The sequence below is a fragment of the Kitasatospora sp. NPDC088861 genome (genome assembly GCF_044750105.1).
GTDB lineage: Bacteria > Actinomycetota > Actinomycetes > Streptomycetales > Streptomycetaceae > Kitasatospora.
The window spans coordinates 196,022-212,668 of sequence record NZ_JBIVJF010000011.1 but is presented as its reverse complement, the minus strand read 5'-3'; the positions used below and the strand labels follow the sequence as shown (position 1 = coordinate 212,668).

Genomic DNA, 16,647 nt, shown 5'->3' with positions numbered 1-16,647 from the left:
GGTTCCCGGCGGTCCCCGCGGTCCCCGGCTGTCGCTGGCGGCGCTCAGCCGCCGAAGGCCTCCGCCACGGGTCGCCGCAGGTCGTAGGCGGCCCAACCCGGGTCCCCGGTGCCGGCGAACGCGACCCAGGCACCGTGGACCCGGGCTGCGAGCCCCGCCGGGGCGGGGTCGGGGCCGAGCAGCCCGGTGTCCCCGTGCAGCCACGGTTCGTCGGCGACGTCGAACACGAAGGGCAGTTCGACCGTGTGGGCGGCGCCGAGCCGCCCGCCCAGAGCCGTCGAGCGGTACCCGAACGAGTAGCGGTGCGTACGGCCGCCCGAGATCCGGGCGTGGGCCTGTGCCAGACGCGCCGTACCGGCCTCGAACAGGGCCCGCCCGAGCACGGCGGAGCGCAGCTCGCCCGGTGTCGCGCCCGGCCGGGCCGCGCGGTGCGCGGCGAGGGCGGCCTCCGGGTCCGCGTGCACCCAGGCGGCGACGGCTAGCACGTCGGCGTCCGTGGTGGACTCCAGACCGCCCTGCGGGACGACGTAGAGGTGCCCCTCCTCGGTGTTGGTGCCGATGAGCAGATCGACGTCGGCGGCCGGGCCGTCGGCGAGGGCGTCGGCGGGCTGCGCCGGCAGAACCAGGCTGAACGGGCTGAGCCCGGCCAGCGGGTCCGAAGCGGCGTCGGTCCGCAGATCCAGGCCGGCCAGCGCGGGCAGGACCGCCACGAAACGCTCGTCCGGGACCAGGGCGAACGCCTCCACGGTCGGCTCGACGCCCAGCGCGGCCGCCACCGCGGCGGTGACCCGCTGTGCCTGCTCCGGGGTGAACGCGCCGCAGCCGTTGCCGCTCTGGACGATCGCCCGCCGGAACAGACCGGCGGCCGCCGGAGTCGCGAGCAGCGCGCCGACGAGCGTGGCGCCCGCGGACTGGCCGAAGACCGTGACGTTCCCCGGGTCGCCACCGAAGGCCGCCACCGAGCCCCGCACCCACCTGAGCGCGGCGAGCACGTCGAGCAGCCCGCGGTTGGCCGGAGCGCCCGCCAGCTCCAGGAACCCCGGCACGCCGAGACGGTAGTTCACCGTCACCAGGACGACACCGTCGCGGGCGAACGCGCCGCCGCCGTAGAGCGCCGCGCGGTTCGAGCCGGTGACGAACCCGCCGCCGTGCACGAAGACCATGACGGGGCGCCCGCCCCCGTCGGCGGCCGGCGTGTGGACGTCGACGGTCAGGTACTCCTCGCCGGGCACCCAGCCCGGCCCGAAGTAGGGGCTCATGTCGAGCCGGCCGAAGTCCCGGGCCGGCTGGGGGGCGGTCGGCGAGGGCCTGCCGCCGTCACGGACACCCGGCCAGCCCGGGTGCGGTACGGGCGCGGCGAACCGGCCGGCACCGACCGGCGCCGCCGCGTACGGGAGGGCGCGGAAGCGCTCACCGGACTCGTCACGGACGCCGCGCACGGCGCCCGCCGGGGTTTCGACGACCGGATCTGCCTGTCGGGGCACGGGATGACTTCCTCTCTGGAAGGGAGCGAAGGGGACATCGATCGGGGGAGCTCCGGACGGGACGTCGGGACGTCGGGAGGTCGGGAGGTCGGGAGGTCGGGAGGTCGGGAGGTCGGGAGGTCGGGAGGTCGGGACGTCGGGAGATCAGGAGATCCGGGAGAAACCCGCCCACTCCTTGACCGCGAACTTCGACCCGCTGCGCGCGACCTCCATCGCCCCCCGGCCGCCGAAGTGCGCCGGGAGGACGAGCGCGTTGTTCTCGGCGGCGCGGCCGAGCAGCTTGCGCCGGGTCGCGCGGGACTCCGCCGGGTCCTCGCAGAAACAGGAATTGGTCTCCGGCTCCGCGATCTGCAACGCGGTGTGCACCAGATCCCCGACGAACAAGGCCTGGTCGCCGCCGGACTCCAGGGTGAGCACGGACGAGCCGGGAGTGTGCCCGGGAGCGAGATCGAGCCGCAGGTTCCCGTCGATCCGGTACGTCCCCTCCCACAGGTGCGTCAGCCCCGCCGCGTGGACCGGCGCGACGCTGTCCTCGAACACGTTCTGGTTCCCCCGGCCGAACACGCTCCTGTGCCCGTTGGCCGGGTCCCAGAACTCGAAGTCCCGCCGGGGCATCAGATACGTGGCGTTCGGGAAGGTCGGCACCCAGTCCCGGCCGTCGAGACGGGTGTTCCAGCCCACGTGATCGACGTGCAGATGGGTGTTGACCACGACGTCGACGTCCTCGGGCCGCACCCCGGCAGCGGCGAGGTTGTCGAGGTAGCCGGTGTCCAGGCGGCTCCACACCGGCGCGTAAGGGCGGTCCTTGTGGTTGCCCACGCCGGTGTCCACGAGGATCGTGCGCCCCTCGCTGCGCAGCAGCCAGGACTGGATCGCCGTACGGCACTCGTCCGTCTCCGGGTCCCAGAAGTCGGGCGCCAGCCAGTCGCGGTGCTCGTCCCACGAGCCGTCGGGGCTGTCCGGGAAGAACTGGCCCGGCGTCAGCCCGGCCGAGCCGTAGAACTCCTTGACGCGGGTGACGGTGACGTCGCCCAAGGTGATCTGTTCGGGGTCCTGGCCCATGTGCTGATCCATGTCGTGATCGATGTTCTGGTTCATGTCCTGATCCATGAGGTCCGTCCTCGGGTCCGGGATACGCGGCCGAATCGGCGGCCGACTGAGATCGATCCTGGACACCCGGACGGGCACCAGCCACTCCCGGCTTGTCCTACCCCTCGCAGGGTGTGGCAGGGACCGGGCCGCCCGTCGAATACTGGGGCGATGAACGGACCAGGCCCACTCGGCGCCTTCCTCCAAGCCCGGCGGGCGCAGCTGCGGCCCGAGGACGTCGGCCTGCGCGACCTCGGGCCCCGCAGACGGGTGGCCGGGCTCCGGCGCGAAGAACTGGCCCAACTCGCGGGCGTCAGCGTCTCCTACTACACCCGGCTGGAACAGGGCCTGTCCCGCGGGGCCTCCGCCGAGGTGCTCGACGCCATCGCCGGCGCCCTCCTGCTCGACACCCACGAACGCGCCCACCTCGACCGGCTCGCCGACACCGCCCGCCACACGCCCCGGCCACGCCGCCCACGGCCCGAGAAGCTCGCCGACGAAACCCGTGACCTCCTCCGCGCCGTCGACGGCGTCCCCGCGATCGTGCTCGGCCGCCGCACCGACGTCCTGGCCTGGAACACCCTCGGACACGCCCTGCTGGCCGGCCACCTCGACCTCCTCAGCCCGGACGACCCGGCCCGACGGCCGAACATGAGCCGGATGCTCTTCCTCGACCTGCACTGCCGGGAGCTGTACGCGGACTGGGAACGCAAGGCGCGCGCGGTGGTCGGCAACCTGCGCATCGCCGTCGGCAGACATCCGGAGGACGCGCTGCTCGCGGAGTTGATCGGCGAACTGACCATGAAAAGCCCGGAGTTCGTCGCCCTGTGGGCAGACCACCGCGTAGTGCCGTGCGACGCCTCGTCCTACGAGCTGCACCACCCCGTCGTCGGCACGGTCACGGTGACCCAGCAGACCCTGTCCATCGCCCGCTCGCCAGACCAGGCGCTCATCGTGTGCACCACCCCCGCCAACTCCCCCTCCGAGCAGGCCCTCACCCTCCTCCGCCACGCGGCCGTCAGCCGGGCACCGCACGCGTGCGGCGCGGGCGCGCGCCGGGCGTAGGCCGGGCAAGCGCCGCGGCCCCGGGCCCGCGGTAACGGCGCCGCCCCGGCCTCTGCTGTGCGGGGCACGGCAGGGCTCGCGGTCTTCCCCGAACCACCCGCGATCCCCCAAGCCGCCAGCACCGACACGGGCAGGCAGACGCAGGCCCACAAGCGCTCGCGCAAGGTCAAGGGCACCAAGCGGTCCTCGAAGGCGCGCAACGACCGGAAGCCCTCCCACGGCCGGTGGCAGGGGCTCACCGGCCGCCACCCTCGGGACAGCAAAGGGACATCACCGGGAGTCCGACGCCCCCACACGGACGCCGACCGTGAACAAAGTGGAACAACCCCCGCGAGCACGAGGCCGATTCCCATCCGGCCGGTGTCTGCAGGTCGACGCGGGAGCAACCCCCGCGAGCGCGGGGCCGATGGCGAGGGTGCCGGTGTGGAAGGCGGTGAGTGCGAGCAATCCCCGCGAGCGCGGGGCCGACACCAGCCGGGCCGCCCGGAGCGCCGCTAGGTCAGAGCAACCCCCGCGAGCGCGGGGCCGATGCGTGGTCGAGGGCGCGGTTCCAGGCGGCGGGGGAGCAACCCCCGCGAGCGCGGGGCCGATCGGGACGTGGGCGGGGTGGTTGCGGATGATCACGAGCAACCCCCACGAGCGCGGGGCCGATCTCGGGTACGGCCATGACGTGGTCGAGCAGGCGGAGCAACCCCCCGCGAGCGCAGGGCCGATGGGGTGAGCCGGACCCCGAGGCGGCCGGTGAGGGAGCAATCCCCGCGAGCGCGGGGCCGATGCGTCGGCGATGGACCGGCCGTGCTCGCGGCCGGAGCAATCCCCGCGAGCGCGGGGCCGATCCACTGCCCGAGGCTGACAACCATCGGTCCGTGGAGCAATCCCCGCGAGCGCGGGGCCGATTCGATCGGCACCCCCACCCACTCCGCCTTCGTGGAGCAATCCCCGCGAGCGCGGGGCCGATAACGCGGTGGTCATCGGGATGCCGAGGTAGGCCGAGCAATCCCCGCGAGCGCGGGGCCGATTTGCGGGGCGATTTGCCTCGCGACCAGCAGTGAGAGCAATCCCCGCGAGCGCGGGGCCGATGCCTGGCCGGTCCACTGCTTCACGGTCTCCCAGGAGCAATCCCCGCGAGCGCGGGGCCGATGCCGCCGCCGTGATGACGGTCAGCTCGTCGGTGGAGCAATCCCCGCGAGCGCGGGGCCGATAGAAGCAGGCCCTTGCCGAGGAAACGTCGACCGGAGCAATCCCCGCGAGCGCGGGGCCGATCGGGGCTGTGATCCCCGTGCCTGGCCCGCTGTGGAGCAATCCCCGCGAGCGCGGGGCCGATGAGACCCAGTCGGCCGGCGCCGCGGCCGTCGCGGAGCAATCCCCGCGAGCGCGGGGCCGATGTGCTCGGTCACTGCCGGTCTCCGGTGGGCTGGGAGCAATCCCCGCGAGCGCGGGGCCGATACTTCCTGACCTGCGGTGATTAGCGGGCGAGGGGCCTGATTGATTCAGTTCGATTGGTAGAGGGCTCGTCGAACAGCCGATGCGTTGTTGCCATCTCTCCTTGTCCCAGTGCTGGTTGTCGGTGTCGTGGCCTACGCTCTCGAAGCGTACTCGTACGTGGAGGTTGAGACGATGCTTGAGGACCGTTGGCAGGGGTACCCGCCCGAGGTCGGGAGCTGGCTGGCGCGCTGTGGGGTAAGTCCGCTGGGCAGATTGGGGGCGGCGGTTGATGCCGGGTACCGTCACGGTATGACGACCGGTGACTTCGTTGTGGTGACGACGACCCATGACGACGAGACGAAGGCCCGTGAGCTCGCCTCGGCGGTCATCCGTGACCGCCTGGCCGCGTGTGCGCAGGTCTACCGCGTCCAGTCCGTCTACTGGTGGGACGGCGGGGTGCAGGACTCCGCCGAGTGGCGGATCGACTTCAAGTCCCGGGCGAGCCTGGCTGATCGGCTGTCCGCGCGCATCGTTGAGCTGCACTCCTACGACACGCCGGAGGTCGTCGGGGTGCCGGTGATCACTGGATCCGCCGCCTACCTGGACTGGGTGGCCGCAGAGACGCGAAGCTGATCGGCAGTTGCTCCAAGGAGGCCCGGATCTCGTCTCGAAAGGCCTGGGCCGCCGGCGATGCCGGGAGTTGGTCGGCCAGTGCGGACAGCCGTACTCGACCCATGGTCGTCTGGGCTTCGAGCGTGGCGGCGAGGGCGCGGCGGCCGATCTCGACGGCCTGGTCGACGGCGCCCGCCGTGAGGTAGCCGGCCGCGACGTCTCCGAGCACTGCGACCCTGATCTTCCGGTCGTCTTCGCCCAGGTCGGCCAGGGTCTGGTCTGCGGCCGCGCCGAGGTCTCGGTGTCGCAGCTTGGCGTAGGTCGCCACCGTCATTGAGCTGAGGCGTGCTTCGCCGAAGAAGGAAAACCAGGCCGGAGCGGTGTCGGGCTCCGCGTAGTCGAAGGCAGTCCGGGCGCGGTCCAGTGCACGCAGTGCCGACTCCCTGTCGCCGTCCGCCGCGGCCTCCTCGGCTTCCCTTGCGGCGAGCCAGGCCCGGGCCGCTTCCAGGCCTCGGCCCCGGACATTCTCCTGTGCAGCGGCGAGCATCTGCCGAGCCGTCGCTGCATCCACCCCGTACGAGGCGTAGCCCAGGGCGAGGGCATGCAGCGGGCCGTGTCCGGCGCGGTCGGCCGCGAGTCGAGCCGTCCGGTAGTAGTGACCGGCGTGCGAGTAGTCGCCGAGGTCCCAGTGGGTCCATCCGGCCAGAGCCGCGGTCTCTCCAGCGGCGATGGTGAGCGCGCCCCGGTGGGTGCCTGCGTTCGGCAGGACCGCAGTGATGTGGTCGATATGCGTGGACAGGTGCGCGGCGAGCAGTCGAGCCGGGATGTGTTCCTCGTCCCCGAACTGTCGAACGCTGGGAGAAGGTCGGTAGCCCGGGACAGGACGCGTTCGGCCTCATGGTGAGCGGCGAGGACCAGCGGGTCTGGATCGGGGATCCGAGCGGCCCGAGCTGGCTCCTCCCCTGCTGACTGCCGGTACTCTGGGCTGCCCCGTCGCGGAGGAGGACCAGATGGACGAGGACGAACCCCTGGGGCAGTGGGCAGCGCGGCGGGACGCGCGGCGTCGGCCGGTCGGCGAACTCAAGGCCGCGACCATCGGCCACGAGACCGCACCGGCCCACCTGTACCAGGGCGCACCTCGACTCATCTCCTGCTGGGACGGCTACCAGTGGGTACCGGAGACGATCGCGCCGAACTACGCTGCCGCACAGCGCCTCCTGCACGGCATCGACGGCGACGAGGTGATTCCGATGTCTTCGGCTCAACCTCCGAAGAAGCCGGCGGGGAAGCATCGCAAGCCCTGACCGGCCGTACCACGGTGCGGCCGGTCAGCGTCATCCATCACGGAGCAGTCGCCGGAGCGGCACCCCGATTGCACGGGCGATCGCGCTGAACTTGTCGAGCGTGGGCGGCACGGGCCCGTTCTCGAACCGGCCGACGGTCCGCCTGTCCAGTCCGGCCTGCTGCGTCTCTATGGGCACACACGGGGGAGCCCCCGCGAGTGCGGGGCCGACAGCATGATCGCCACCCTGGTCCTCGGCGCGGTCGGGCAACCCCCGCGAGCGCGGGGCCGACGGCGAACCGACCCACTACCCGCACGGCCTGGAGGGGCAACCCCCGCGAGCGCGGGGCCGACCTCCTCGGCGGCAGGGCTTGCCCCTGGCGCGGGGGGCAACCCCCGCGAGCGCGGGGCCGACTGCTGAACCTCGTACCCGCACTCCAGGCGAAGGGGGCAACCCCCGCGAGCGCGGGGCCGACTCGACGGGGCGGCCGAGGACCCTCGACGCCAGGGGGCAACCCCCGCGAGCGCGGGGCCGACACCTCCAGGAGGACCGGGTGCGGGCCCGCCTCGGGGCAACCCCCGCGAGCGCGGGGCCGACACCTCCAGGAGGACCGGGTGCGGGCCCGCCTCGGGGCAACCCCCGCGAGCGCGGGGCCGACCGGCTCCGGCTCCGGCTCCGGCCAGTAGTCCTCGGGCAACCCCCGCGAGCGCGGGGCCGACAATCGTAGGGGCGACGGCCGACACCGGGCGGCGGGGCAACCCCCGCGAGCGCGGGGCCGACAGTCCGACCGGCCTCAGGGATCAGACCTCATCAGGGCAACCCCCGCGAGCGCGGGGCCGACCAGGTGCCGGCGGACGATGCCCGGGATGAGGTGGGGCAACCCCCGCGAGCGCGGGGCCGACTCGTCCCGGGCGATCCGCAGGACGTGACGCAGGGGGCAACCCCCGCGAGCGCGGGGCCGACCAGCTGATCGTTGCGCCGAGGTTGAACGCCCAGGGGCAACCCCCGCGAGCGCGGGGCCGACCGCCGCAGGACTGCCGACCGTGGACCGACGGGGGGCAACCCCCGCGAGCGCGGGGCCGACACACCGGAGATCCGCTCGGCGGCGATGATCGTGGGGCAACCCCCGCGAGCGCGGGGCCGACACTTTCTGACCTGCGGTGATTAGCGGCCGAGGGGCCTGATTGATTCAGTTCGATCGGATGGCGGCCCGAAGGGGAGCTGATGTATGACCGTCATATTTCTTTGCTCCGAGGTGAGTTGTCAGTGGGGTGTCCTAGGCTCTCGAAGCGTACCTGCGTGTGGAGGTTGAGGCGATGGTTGAGGACCGTTGGCAGTGGTACCCGCCCGAGGTCAGGGGCTGGCTGGGTGCGCTGTGGGGTAAGTCGGCCGGGCGGGCCGGGGGAACGGCCAATCTCCTGCTGTCGCACATGCTGGACACTGCGGCGGTGGCAGAGATCCTCTGGGACCGCTACCTGCCGCCGGTGACGCGGTGGCGTCTGGACGCTCTCGCGGGGGGCACGGGTAAGGGGCGGCGTCTGTTCGCCTGGTTGTGCGGGATTCATGACTGTGGCAAGGCCACCCCGGTGTTTCAGCATCTCGACGCCGCCGGCGAGGCAGCGGTCCGTCAAGCGGGGCTCACCTGGGACAAGTACGCGGTGAAGGGGGCGTCTTGGCGGCATGACAAAGCCGGTGCCCGGGTGCTGAGGGCGGTGCTTACTGACGCGAAGTGGCATGAGGAACAGGTCGGTTGGGTCTGGCCGTTGGTCGCCGGCCACCATGGTTTGATCCCGACGCTGGGGCAGCTGAGGCCACCGAAGAAGAACGAAAAGCTGCAAGGCAGCAGCCAGCCCTGGAAGCTCGCGCAGTCGGCGCTGGTGGAGGTGTTCTCGCGGGAGCTCGGCTATGAGGGGAAGTCGCCGCTGGCTGCGGTGGAGCCGGCGCTGGTGCCGAGCCGTGCGGCGCAGCTCCAGCTGTCCGGCTTCGTGGTGATGGCGGACTGGATCGCCAGCGACGAGCGGCACTTCACGGGTGTGTCCGACCTGGCGAAGGTGACGTTGCATCAAGCGCGGCAGCGGGCTGCGGCGGCGTGGTCGAGGCTCGAACTGCGCGGTGGATGGGGAGCGTTGGCGGCGCCCGGCCCGGAGACGTTTCGGGACCGGTTCGGCCACGGGACCAGGCCCTCGCAGGAGTTGGTCCTCGACGTGGTGCGTCGGATGGGCGGGCCCGGTCTGGTGATCGTCGAGGCGCCGATGGGGGAGGGGAAGACGAAGGCGGCTCTGGCGGCGGCCGAGCTGATGGCAGCGCGTCACGGTGCGGACGGGGTGTTCCTGGGCATGCCGACCCAGGCGACGGCGGACCCGATGTTCACCCAGGTCCGGTCGTGGCTGCGCGAGGTCGGCGATGGGCTGGAGGGCCAGGTCGCGCTGCTGCATGGCAAGCGGATGTTCAACAAGGAGTGGCGCGGCCTGCTGGAGGGCGCGGGGGAGTGGGGGCAGGACGCCGACGACCCCTTCTCGTCGGTGGGAGAAGACGAGTTCGGCATGCAGACCGACTGCTTCGACGGTTGTGTGGACGGGGAGCGCAGGGCCCCCGCCGAGTGGTTCCTCGGGCGTCGCCGTGGTCTGCTGAGCCCGTTCGCGGTCGGCACCATCGACCAGCTCCTCTACGCCGCCACCCGTACCAAGCACGTGATGCTGCGGATGGCCGGGCTGGTGGGCAAGGTCGTGATCCTCGACGAGGTCCACGCCGCCGACGTCTACATGTCGCAGTTCCTGCTGGAGGGCCTGTGGTGGCTCGGGCAGGCCGGCGTGCCGGTGGTGCTGTTGTCGGCGACGCTGCCGCCGGAGCAGAGGCGTCGCCTGGTCGCCGCCTACCTGGCCGGTACGCAGTCGGCGGAGGTCTCGGCGGCCCTGGAGCTTCCCGAGCCGGAGGGCTATCCGAGCGTCACGGCGGCCTGGGCGGGGCCGGATGGGCAGCCGGAAGTGCTGGTGGAGGGCACCGCGTCCTGGCGTGAGGACCTTCAGGTGCGGGTCGAGGTGCTCGACGAGCAGCCGACGCGGACCGACGCCCAAGTCGCGCAGGATGCCGCCGTGGTCGACTATCTGAGGGAGCGGCTGGTTGACGGCGGGTGCGTCCTGGTCATTCGGAACACCGTGGCCCGCGCCCAGTCCGCGTTCGAGGCCCTCCACAAGGAGTTCGGCGCTGATGTCCGGCTCCTGCACGGGCGCCTGCACGCCGGCCACCGGGCGGACCGCACGCAGGAGGTGCTGAAGCTCCTCGGACCGCCGACCGCGGGAGCCGGGCGTCTCGGCAGGATGATCGTCGTCGCGACCCAGCTCGCGGAGCAGTCCTTCGACGTCGACGCCGATCTGTTGATCACCGACCTCGCTCCGATGGACCTGCTCCTCCAGCGCATCGGACGCCTCCACCGCCACGACGGCGTGCAGCGCCCCCGCCGGCTGTCCCGGCCCACCGTCGCCGTCACCGGCGTGCACTTCGACGACGACGGCGCGCCGCAGATCCTGCGCGACTCGGAGGGGATCTACGGCCGCTACCTCCTGCTGCGCACGGCCGCAGAGGTCGAGCGGACGGCGAAGGCCGACGGAGGCGCGTGGAGCATCCCCGGCCAGGTGCCGGAGCTGGTCGCCCGGGTCTACGGCACCGATCCCGTCGTCCCGGCGGAGTGGGGCGAAGCCGAGGCGCAGGCGCGGCAGGACTGGGAGGAACGGCAGGCCAAGCGCCGCGAGGAAGCCGCCCAGTACGTCCTGACCCGCGCCGGGGAGCACGGTTCGCAGACTCTGGCCGGTCTGCACTACGGAGCCCACGGCACGCTGACAGAGGGACAGTTCGAGGCACTCGTCCGGGACGGGGACCGGAGTGTGGAGGTCGTGCTGGTGCGCCGCACCGGGGAAGACTTCCACGCGATGACGGGCCGTAAGATCGGCCCCAACGGGACGGTCGCGGCCGAGATGGTGGACGACGTGCTCTCCGGGACGGTGCGCCTGCCCACCAAACTGACAAAGACTGCCGAGCAGGCGCTCGGTCCGCTGTCGGGCTGGCGCGACCATCCATGGCTGCGATACAGCCTGGCCCTCGAACTCGACGAGCACGGCGAAGCAGCCCTCGGTGACTTCCAGCTGTGCTACGACGACCTGCTCGGCCTCGTGGTGATCGGAGGGCCCCAGCGCGCCCCAGTACCGATAAAGGCGAGGGGGTGAGTCGAACAGGCGTCGACCCACCCCCTCAACCCCGCGCCCCCTCAACCCCGCGACCGCGGGGCCGACTTGCGGCCGACCTGGGCCGGAAAACACGGCCATGGGCCATCCCCGCGCACCGAAGCCGCGGGGCCGGGGGCAATTCAAGCATTCACCCCACAACAGGCATCCGCCGGTGCCACGATGCATCAGCAACAAGCTAAACATGGCTAGTTGGGAGATCAGCGCATGCCTGGGTACAACCTTGTCGAGGAACCGTGGCTGACGGTACGACCCGTCGGTGGCGGGCCCCCCGTGCAGGTGGGGATCGCTGAGGCCCTGGCCCGGGCCCACGAGTTCGAGGGCCTCGTCGTGGAGTTCTCCACCCAGCTGCCGGCCGTCCTGCGCCAGGTCCTGCTGCCCGTCGTCGCCGACGCCACCGGCGCGCCCCGGAACCCCGGGGAGAAGGGTGAGCGGCTCACCCGGGGCGGATTCACGAAGGGCGAGCTGGGCAGCCTGGAGACCTACCTCTCCGATCACCACGCGAAGTTCGACCTCTTCGACCCCGCCGCCCCGTTCGGGCAGGTCGCCGGGCTGCGCACCGCCAAGGACGAGACGAAGGGCTCCGCCGCCCTGGTGGCGACCGCGGCGAGCGGCAACAACGTCCCGCTGTTCGGCACCCGTACCGACGCGGATCCGCTCGACCTGACGCCGGCGCAGGCCGCCCACTGGCTCGTGCACGCCCACTGCTGGGACACCGCGGCGATCAAGACCGGCGTCGTCGGTGATGACCAGGTCAAGGCGGGCAAGACGACCGGGAACCCCACCGGCCCGCTCGGCCAGCTCGGCGTCATCATCCCCACCGGGCGTACCCTGTACGAGACCCTCCTGCTGAACCTTCCGCTCACCCCGCCCGACAACCTCGGCCTCCCGCAGTGGAAACGCGCCCCGCACGGCCCCGCCTGGCAGCCCCGCGCGGCCGAAGGCCTCCTCGACCTGTGGACCTGGCAGGCCCGGCGGATCCGCCTCATCCCGCACCAGGACGAGGCCGGGCAGCTGAAGGTGGCCCGGGTCGTCATCAGCGCGGGGGACCGGCTGACGCCCATGCCCGAGCAGGAGCCCCACACCGCCTGGACCTTCACCGCCCCCGCCAAGAAGTCCGCCTCCGCCCTGCCCGAGCGCAGGCCGCGCCGCCACACCCAGGGCAAGGCCGCCTGGCGCGGTCTGGAGGCCCTTCTCACGCCCACTCGCCAGGGCCCCGACGGCGGCTTCGAGACCAGCATCCTGCTCGACCAGATCAGCGCCCTGCAAGAGGACGACCAACTCCCCGCCGACTACCCGCTGCAGGTCGAGACCTTCGGCATGGTCTACGGCACCCAGTCCGCGATCGTCGAGGACGTCATCCACGACGCCATCCCCCTGCCGCTGCTCGCCCTCCAGCAGGACAGCGAGGCCCAACTGCTCCTCCTGGACGTCGCCGAGCAGGCGGAACGACTCGCCCAGGCCGTCAGCAACCTCTCCGCCGACCTGCGCCGGGCCGCCGGAACGGACCCCATCCCCTGGGACAAGGGCCAGCGACCGGGCGAACTCCTCCTGCACACCCTCGACCCCCTGGTGCGCCGCCTGCTCGCCGGCGTCTGCACCGCCGGCGCAGACGACGAGGCTCTGGAGCGGGGCCGGCTCGCATGGGAACAACTCGCCCACCGCCAGGCGTGGGACGCGGCGAACACGCTCCTGCTGGCCGCACCCGCCACCACCTTCGGCGGCCGCACGATCAGCCAGGGCGGCAAGGCGGGCAAGACGCAGACCTACAGGCTCGGCACCGCGGGCGCCAACTTCCGGCGCCGGCTCGACGAGATCCTTCCCCGGTACGCCGATGCCCTACGGGAAGCGGCCGCCGCGCGGGCGACCGAGACCGGCCCCGCCCTCGACCACGACCCCGGAGCGGACTTTGACGACTGAGCACACCGCCGCGGCTGCCGCTGAGCACACCGCCGCCGCTGAGCACACCGCTGCGACTGGGAACGCCGCCGCCGCCCGACGGCGCCGGTACTGGGACGAGTTCACCGGCCCCGACCACAACTGGCGGTACGACCCCCGCACCAAGCAACCACGCCGGCCGCCCGGCGAGGACCTGGCGGCCCTGCGCTCCGGCCTCGGGCGTCCCGTCATGGACAGCCCCAAGATGTGGCCGCTCTACAGCTGCGAGGTCAACGACGTCCTCGCGCTGCGCGACGAGGTCTCCGACGAGCAGAAGGCCGAGCACGCCGCGCTGGCCCTCTACGGCCTGCACCAGCAGAGCCAGTCCAAGCCGATGCACCGCCGTGGCGTCAAGCTCGGGGAGGCGCTGCGAGTGCTGCGCCGGAGCGGCAAGGTCAGCGAGGAGGCGCTCGACACCCGGGTCGCGCAACTCGCGGGCGCCACCAGCGTGTCCGCGCTGCTGGTCCACCTACGTGGGCTGATCACCCAACTGCGTTCGATCACACAGCCGTTGGACTACAGCCACCTGATGGCCGACATCCAGGCCTGGCACAGCACCGACCGGCGCCCGCAGGTCCGCCTCAAGTGGGCGATCGGCTACCAGGCGTGGAAGGACAAGACGCCCGCCGACAGCTGATCACCCCCCGCCGCACCCGTCGCCGGCACCACCACCCCCGAGGAGAAGCGCATGACCGCCCGCCTCTACATCGACGTCCACATCCTGCAGACCGTCCCGCCGGCCAACCTCAACCGGGACGACAACGGCAACCCCAAGGAGGCGTACTTCGGCGGCAAGCGCCGCTCGCGCGTCTCCTCCCAGGCCTGGAAGCGTGCCACCCGCATCCACTTCGCCGAGAGCCGCGACCGGCAGGACCTCGCCACCCGCACCAAGCGGATCGCCGCCCAGCTCGCCAAGGGCATCACCGAGCGCACCGGCATCGAGGCCGAGGACGCGCAGCGGATCGCCGACGCCCTGATCAAGTCGACCGGGATCTCCGCCGGCAAGAAGGAGGGCGACACCGCCTACCTGCTCTTCTACGGGCGCCGCCAGCTGGACGGCATCGTCGACCTGGTCGCCGACACCGCCGCCGACCTCGCCGCCCTCGACGCCAAGGCCCTCGACGAGGCCGTCAAGGCCCTGCCGGTCAAGGAGCAGCTGCAGAGCGGCCACCCGGCCGACGTCGCGCTCTTCGGCCGGATGGTCGCCGACATCCCCGGCCTGAACGTCGACGCCGCCACCCAGGTGGCGCACGCGATCTCCACCCATGCCACCGAACTCGAGTTCGACTACTACACGGCCGTCGACGACGAGAACACCGCCGACGAGACCGGCGCCGGCATGATCGGCACCATCGGCTTCAACTCCGCCACCCTCTACCGCTACGCGACCGTGGGCCTGCACCAGCTGCGCGGCAACCTCGGCGACGACAAGGCCGCCGTCGACGCCGTCGACCTGTTCGTCGACTCCTTCGCCCGGTCCATGCCCACCGGCTACGGCAACTCCTTCGCGCACCGCACCCGCCCCAGCCTGGTGGCCGTCGTCGTGCGCGCCGACCAGCCCGTGAACCTCGTGTCCGCCTACGAGAACCCCGTCCCGGCGAGCCGGGGCATCGTCGCCGAGTCCGCGCGCCGTCTCGCCGTGGAGTTCGCCACCGCCACCGAGCAGTGGGGAGACAGCCCGCTGTACGTCGGCATCTGCCACACCCTCGGTGCGGACACCGGCGTCGACGAGCCCGCGCAGCAGCTGGCGGAGGCCTTCGGCGCGAACCGCACCTTCACCGAGCTGCGCGACGGCCTGCGCACCGCCCTCACCGAGCGGGTGAACGACAACTGATGCCCGCCGACCAGACCCCCACCACCACCCCCGCACCGGCCCCGGAGCAGGCGGAGGACCAGGCGGTCCTCGTCCTGCGCCTGGCCGGGCCGCTCCAGTCCTGGGGCGACCGCAGCGCCTTCAACCGCCGCGACACCCCGCCCCAGCCGACCAAGTCCGGCGTCGTCGGCCTGCTCGCCGCCGCCGCCGGACTTCCCCGCGAAGCGGACATCACCGGCCTGGTCGGCCTGCGCCTGGGCGTGCGCATCGACCAGACCGGCACGCTGCTGCGCGACTACCACACCGTCAGCGACTACCGGGGCCGCCCGCTGCCGCAGAGCGGCGTCAACGCCAAGGGCATCCAGAAGCCGACCTCCCCGGCCAAGGACACCCACGTCACCCACCGCTACTACCTCCAGGACGCGGTGTTCGTCGCCGCCGTCCAGGGTCCGGCCGGCCTCGTCGCGACGCTCGCCGAGGCGATCCGCCGCCCCGCCTTCCCGCTCGCCCTCGGCCGCCGCTCCTGCGTCCCCACCCAGCCGATCGCCCTCGGCGCCGTGCGCACCGGAGCCCTGGAGGACGTGCTGGCGGACGAGCCCTGGCAGGCGGGCACCGCCGTCAAGGCCGCCTACCGCCGCCGGGCCGAACGCGGTCCGGATCCGTTCTCGCCGCACCGGATCGACCTGGCCGCGACCTTCGACGACCCGGCCGGCGACGACACCTCGCAGGACGTCCCGCGCTCCTTCGCGCCCCGCGAACGCGGCTTCACCACCCGGCGGATCCGCCACGCCTGGCTCAACGTCCCCACCGGCCTCGCCCCGTCCGCCCTGTCTGCCGCGTCCACCCCGCCCACCACGACCGCCCAACCGGCCACTGCGGCCGGCGGCCACGACCCGTTCGCCCTGCTGGGCTGGTGACCAGATGACCTACCTCTCCCGCGTCCGCATCAACCCCCTGCGCGCCGCCAGCCGCACCCTGCTCGCCAACCCCCGCGCCCTGCACGGCGCCGTCACAGCCGGTGTCCCCGACGTCGCCCCCGGCGACCGGATCCTGTGGCGCCTCGACACCGACCACCCGCGCCGCCCCACGCTGCTGGTCCTCACCCCCTCCAAACCCGACTGGACCCACATCGTCGAACAGGCGGGTTGGCCCGACGCCGAAGGCGAGCACTACGCGGTCCGCGACTACAGCCCGCTGCTCGCCCAGCTCGCCGTCGGCCGCGAGTTCGCCTTCCGCCTCAAGGCCAGCCCCGTCCAGAACACCTCCAAGCCCACCAAGACGAGCCCCCACCGCACCAAGACCGCCGCCGAACTCCACCACCGCTCCTACCGCATGGCCCACCGCACCGCCGCCCAGCAGCTCACCTGGTTCCTCGAACGCACCCAGCGCTGGGGCTTCACCACCCCCGAAGCGCGCACCGATAGCGCGGCACCGGGCCTCGAACCGTCAGCCTCGGACACCCCCGCAGAGGCGCAGCAGCCCGCGCGGGAGGCCCGGATCACCGACCGCAGCCGCAGCACCTTCACCAAGCCCGGCACCCGCACCCCGGTCACCCTCACCACCGCCACCTTCGAAGGCCGGCTGCGCATCACCGACCCAGGCCTCCTCCAGACCGCCCTCCTCGGCGGCATCGGCCCCTCCAAGGCCTACGGCTGCGGCCTGCTCACCCTCGCCCCGCTGTCGACCGGACACCACTGACC

Annotated in this window: 13 protein-coding genes and 1 CRISPR repeat array; of the genes, 9 read left to right on the top strand and 4 right to left on the bottom strand. The window is 72.5% G+C overall.

All coding sequences use genetic code 11. The features are described from left to right. Nucleotides 1-44: 44 nt before the first annotated feature. Both ACIP37_RS20645 and ACIP37_RS20640 read right to left on the bottom strand, forming a co-directional pair. Entirely contained in the window at nt 45-1,484 is a 1,440-nt protein-coding gene (locus ACIP37_RS20645; RefSeq protein ID WP_400808441.1) for a carboxylesterase/lipase family protein, read from the bottom strand. Between the two features lie 144 nt (nt 1,485-1,628). Next, the gene (locus ACIP37_RS20640; RefSeq protein WP_400808486.1) at nt 1,629-2,546 is read right to left on the bottom strand and encodes an MBL fold metallo-hydrolase; all 918 of its coding nucleotides are present in this window, start codon (nt 2,544-2,546) and stop codon (nt 1,629-1,631) included. A gap of 198 nt (nt 2,547-2,744) precedes the next feature. On the opposite strand from ACIP37_RS20640, the gene ACIP37_RS20635 reads away from it, so the two are divergent. Both ACIP37_RS20635 and cutA read left to right on the top strand, forming a co-directional pair. Beyond that, nucleotides 2,745-3,638, top strand: coding sequence for a helix-turn-helix domain-containing protein (locus ACIP37_RS20635; RefSeq protein WP_400808439.1), 894 nt, complete (start codon nt 2,745-2,747; stop codon nt 3,636-3,638). A gap of 319 nt (nt 3,639-3,957) precedes the next feature. Next, nucleotides 3,958-5,084: a CRISPR direct-repeat array (repeat unit 28 nt; unit sequence GAGCAATCCCCGCGAGCGCGGGGCCGAT). 288 nt (nt 5,085-5,372) lie between these two features. Then, nucleotides 5,373-5,696: a divalent-cation tolerance protein CutA gene (gene cutA / locus ACIP37_RS20630; RefSeq protein WP_363583343.1), complete on the top strand. Its 324-nt coding sequence runs from the start codon at nt 5,373-5,375 to the stop codon at nt 5,694-5,696. On the opposite strand, the gene ACIP37_RS20625 is transcribed toward cutA, so the two are convergent. Then, nucleotides 5,644-6,222: a hypothetical protein gene (locus tag ACIP37_RS20625; protein WP_400808434.1), complete on the bottom strand. Its 579-nt coding sequence runs from the start codon at nt 6,220-6,222 to the stop codon at nt 5,644-5,646. The two genes, cutA and ACIP37_RS20625, sit on opposite strands and share 53 nt — an antisense overlap. Before the next feature lie 463 nt (nt 6,223-6,685). Between ACIP37_RS20625 and ACIP37_RS20620 the strand changes: the two genes are divergently transcribed. Continuing rightward, on the top strand, nt 6,686-6,979 hold the full coding sequence (locus tag ACIP37_RS20620) for a DUF6087 family protein (RefSeq protein ID WP_363629952.1): 294 nt from the start codon (nt 6,686-6,688) through the stop codon (nt 6,977-6,979). A 30-nt stretch (nt 6,980-7,009) separates the two neighbouring features. Here the strand turns inward: ACIP37_RS20620 and ACIP37_RS20615 are convergent, their stop codons facing one another. Next, a complete protein-coding gene (locus ACIP37_RS20615; protein WP_363629954.1) occupies nt 7,010-7,156 on the bottom strand; it encodes a helix-turn-helix transcriptional regulator in 147 nt (48 codons plus the stop codon). 1,118 nt (nt 7,157-8,274) lie between these two features. Between ACIP37_RS20615 and cas3 the strand changes: the two genes are divergently transcribed. The 6 genes from cas3 to cas6e all read left to right on the top strand — a co-directional run bounded on the left by cas3 (nt 8,275) and on the right by cas6e (nt 16,645). Beyond that, complete coding sequence (gene cas3, locus ACIP37_RS20610) at nt 8,275-11,178, top strand: CRISPR-associated helicase Cas3' (protein WP_400808429.1); 2,904 nt, start codon at nt 8,275-8,277, stop codon at nt 11,176-11,178. A 225-nt stretch (nt 11,179-11,403) separates the two neighbouring features. Next, nucleotides 11,404-13,116 (top strand): type I-E CRISPR-associated protein Cse1/CasA, encoded by a 1,713-nt coding sequence (gene casA, locus ACIP37_RS20605; protein ID WP_400808426.1) that lies wholly within the window; start codon nt 11,404-11,406, stop codon nt 13,114-13,116. After that, nucleotides 13,106-13,771, top strand: coding sequence for a type I-E CRISPR-associated protein Cse2/CasB (gene casB / locus ACIP37_RS20600; RefSeq protein WP_363629960.1), 666 nt, complete (start codon nt 13,106-13,108; stop codon nt 13,769-13,771). Before casA ends, casB begins: the two co-directional genes overlap by 11 nt. 51 nt (nt 13,772-13,822) lie before the next feature. Then, a complete protein-coding gene (gene cas7e / locus ACIP37_RS20595) occupies nt 13,823-14,968 on the top strand; it encodes a type I-E CRISPR-associated protein Cas7/Cse4/CasC (protein ID WP_400335241.1) in 1,146 nt (381 codons plus the stop codon). Continuing rightward, the gene (gene cas5e, locus ACIP37_RS20590; RefSeq protein WP_400808421.1) at nt 14,968-15,864 is read left to right on the top strand and encodes a type I-E CRISPR-associated protein Cas5/CasD; all 897 of its coding nucleotides are present in this window, start codon (nt 14,968-14,970) and stop codon (nt 15,862-15,864) included. The genes cas7e and cas5e overlap by 1 nt, the downstream gene beginning before the upstream one ends. 4 nt (nt 15,865-15,868) lie before the next feature. Next, nucleotides 15,869-16,645, top strand: a complete 777-nt coding sequence (gene cas6e, locus ACIP37_RS20585) for a type I-E CRISPR-associated protein Cas6/Cse3/CasE (protein WP_400844201.1) — start codon at nt 15,869-15,871, stop codon at nt 16,643-16,645. Nucleotides 16,646-16,647: the final 2 nt, after the last annotated feature.

What these genes read in the sequence shown, in the direction of transcription:
- ACIP37_RS20625 (WP_400808434.1), bottom strand. Translation starts at nt 6,222, where the DNA reads ATGCTCGCCGCTGCACAGGAGAATGTCCGGGGCCGAGGCCTGGAAGCG.
- cas6e (WP_400844201.1), top strand. Translation starts at nt 15,869, where the DNA reads ATGACCTACCTCTCCCGCGTCCGCATCAACCCCCTGCGCGCCGCCAGC.
- casA (WP_400808426.1), top strand. Translation starts at nt 11,404, where the DNA reads ATGCCTGGGTACAACCTTGTCGAGGAACCGTGGCTGACGGTACGACCC.
- cas5e (WP_400808421.1), top strand. Translation starts at nt 14,968, where the DNA reads ATGCCCGCCGACCAGACCCCCACCACCACCCCCGCACCGGCCCCGGAG.
- cutA (WP_363583343.1), top strand. Translation starts at nt 5,373, where the DNA reads ATGACGACCGGTGACTTCGTTGTGGTGACGACGACCCATGACGACGAG.
- ACIP37_RS20635 (WP_400808439.1), top strand. Translation starts at nt 2,745, where the DNA reads ATGAACGGACCAGGCCCACTCGGCGCCTTCCTCCAAGCCCGGCGGGCG.
- cas7e (WP_400335241.1), top strand. Translation starts at nt 13,823, where the DNA reads ATGACCGCCCGCCTCTACATCGACGTCCACATCCTGCAGACCGTCCCG.
- cas3 (WP_400808429.1), top strand. Translation starts at nt 8,275, where the DNA reads ATGGTTGAGGACCGTTGGCAGTGGTACCCGCCCGAGGTCAGGGGCTGG.
- ACIP37_RS20620 (WP_363629952.1), top strand. Translation starts at nt 6,686, where the DNA reads ATGGACGAGGACGAACCCCTGGGGCAGTGGGCAGCGCGGCGGGACGCG.
- ACIP37_RS20640 (WP_400808486.1), bottom strand. Translation starts at nt 2,546, where the DNA reads ATGGGCCAGGACCCCGAACAGATCACCTTGGGCGACGTCACCGTCACC.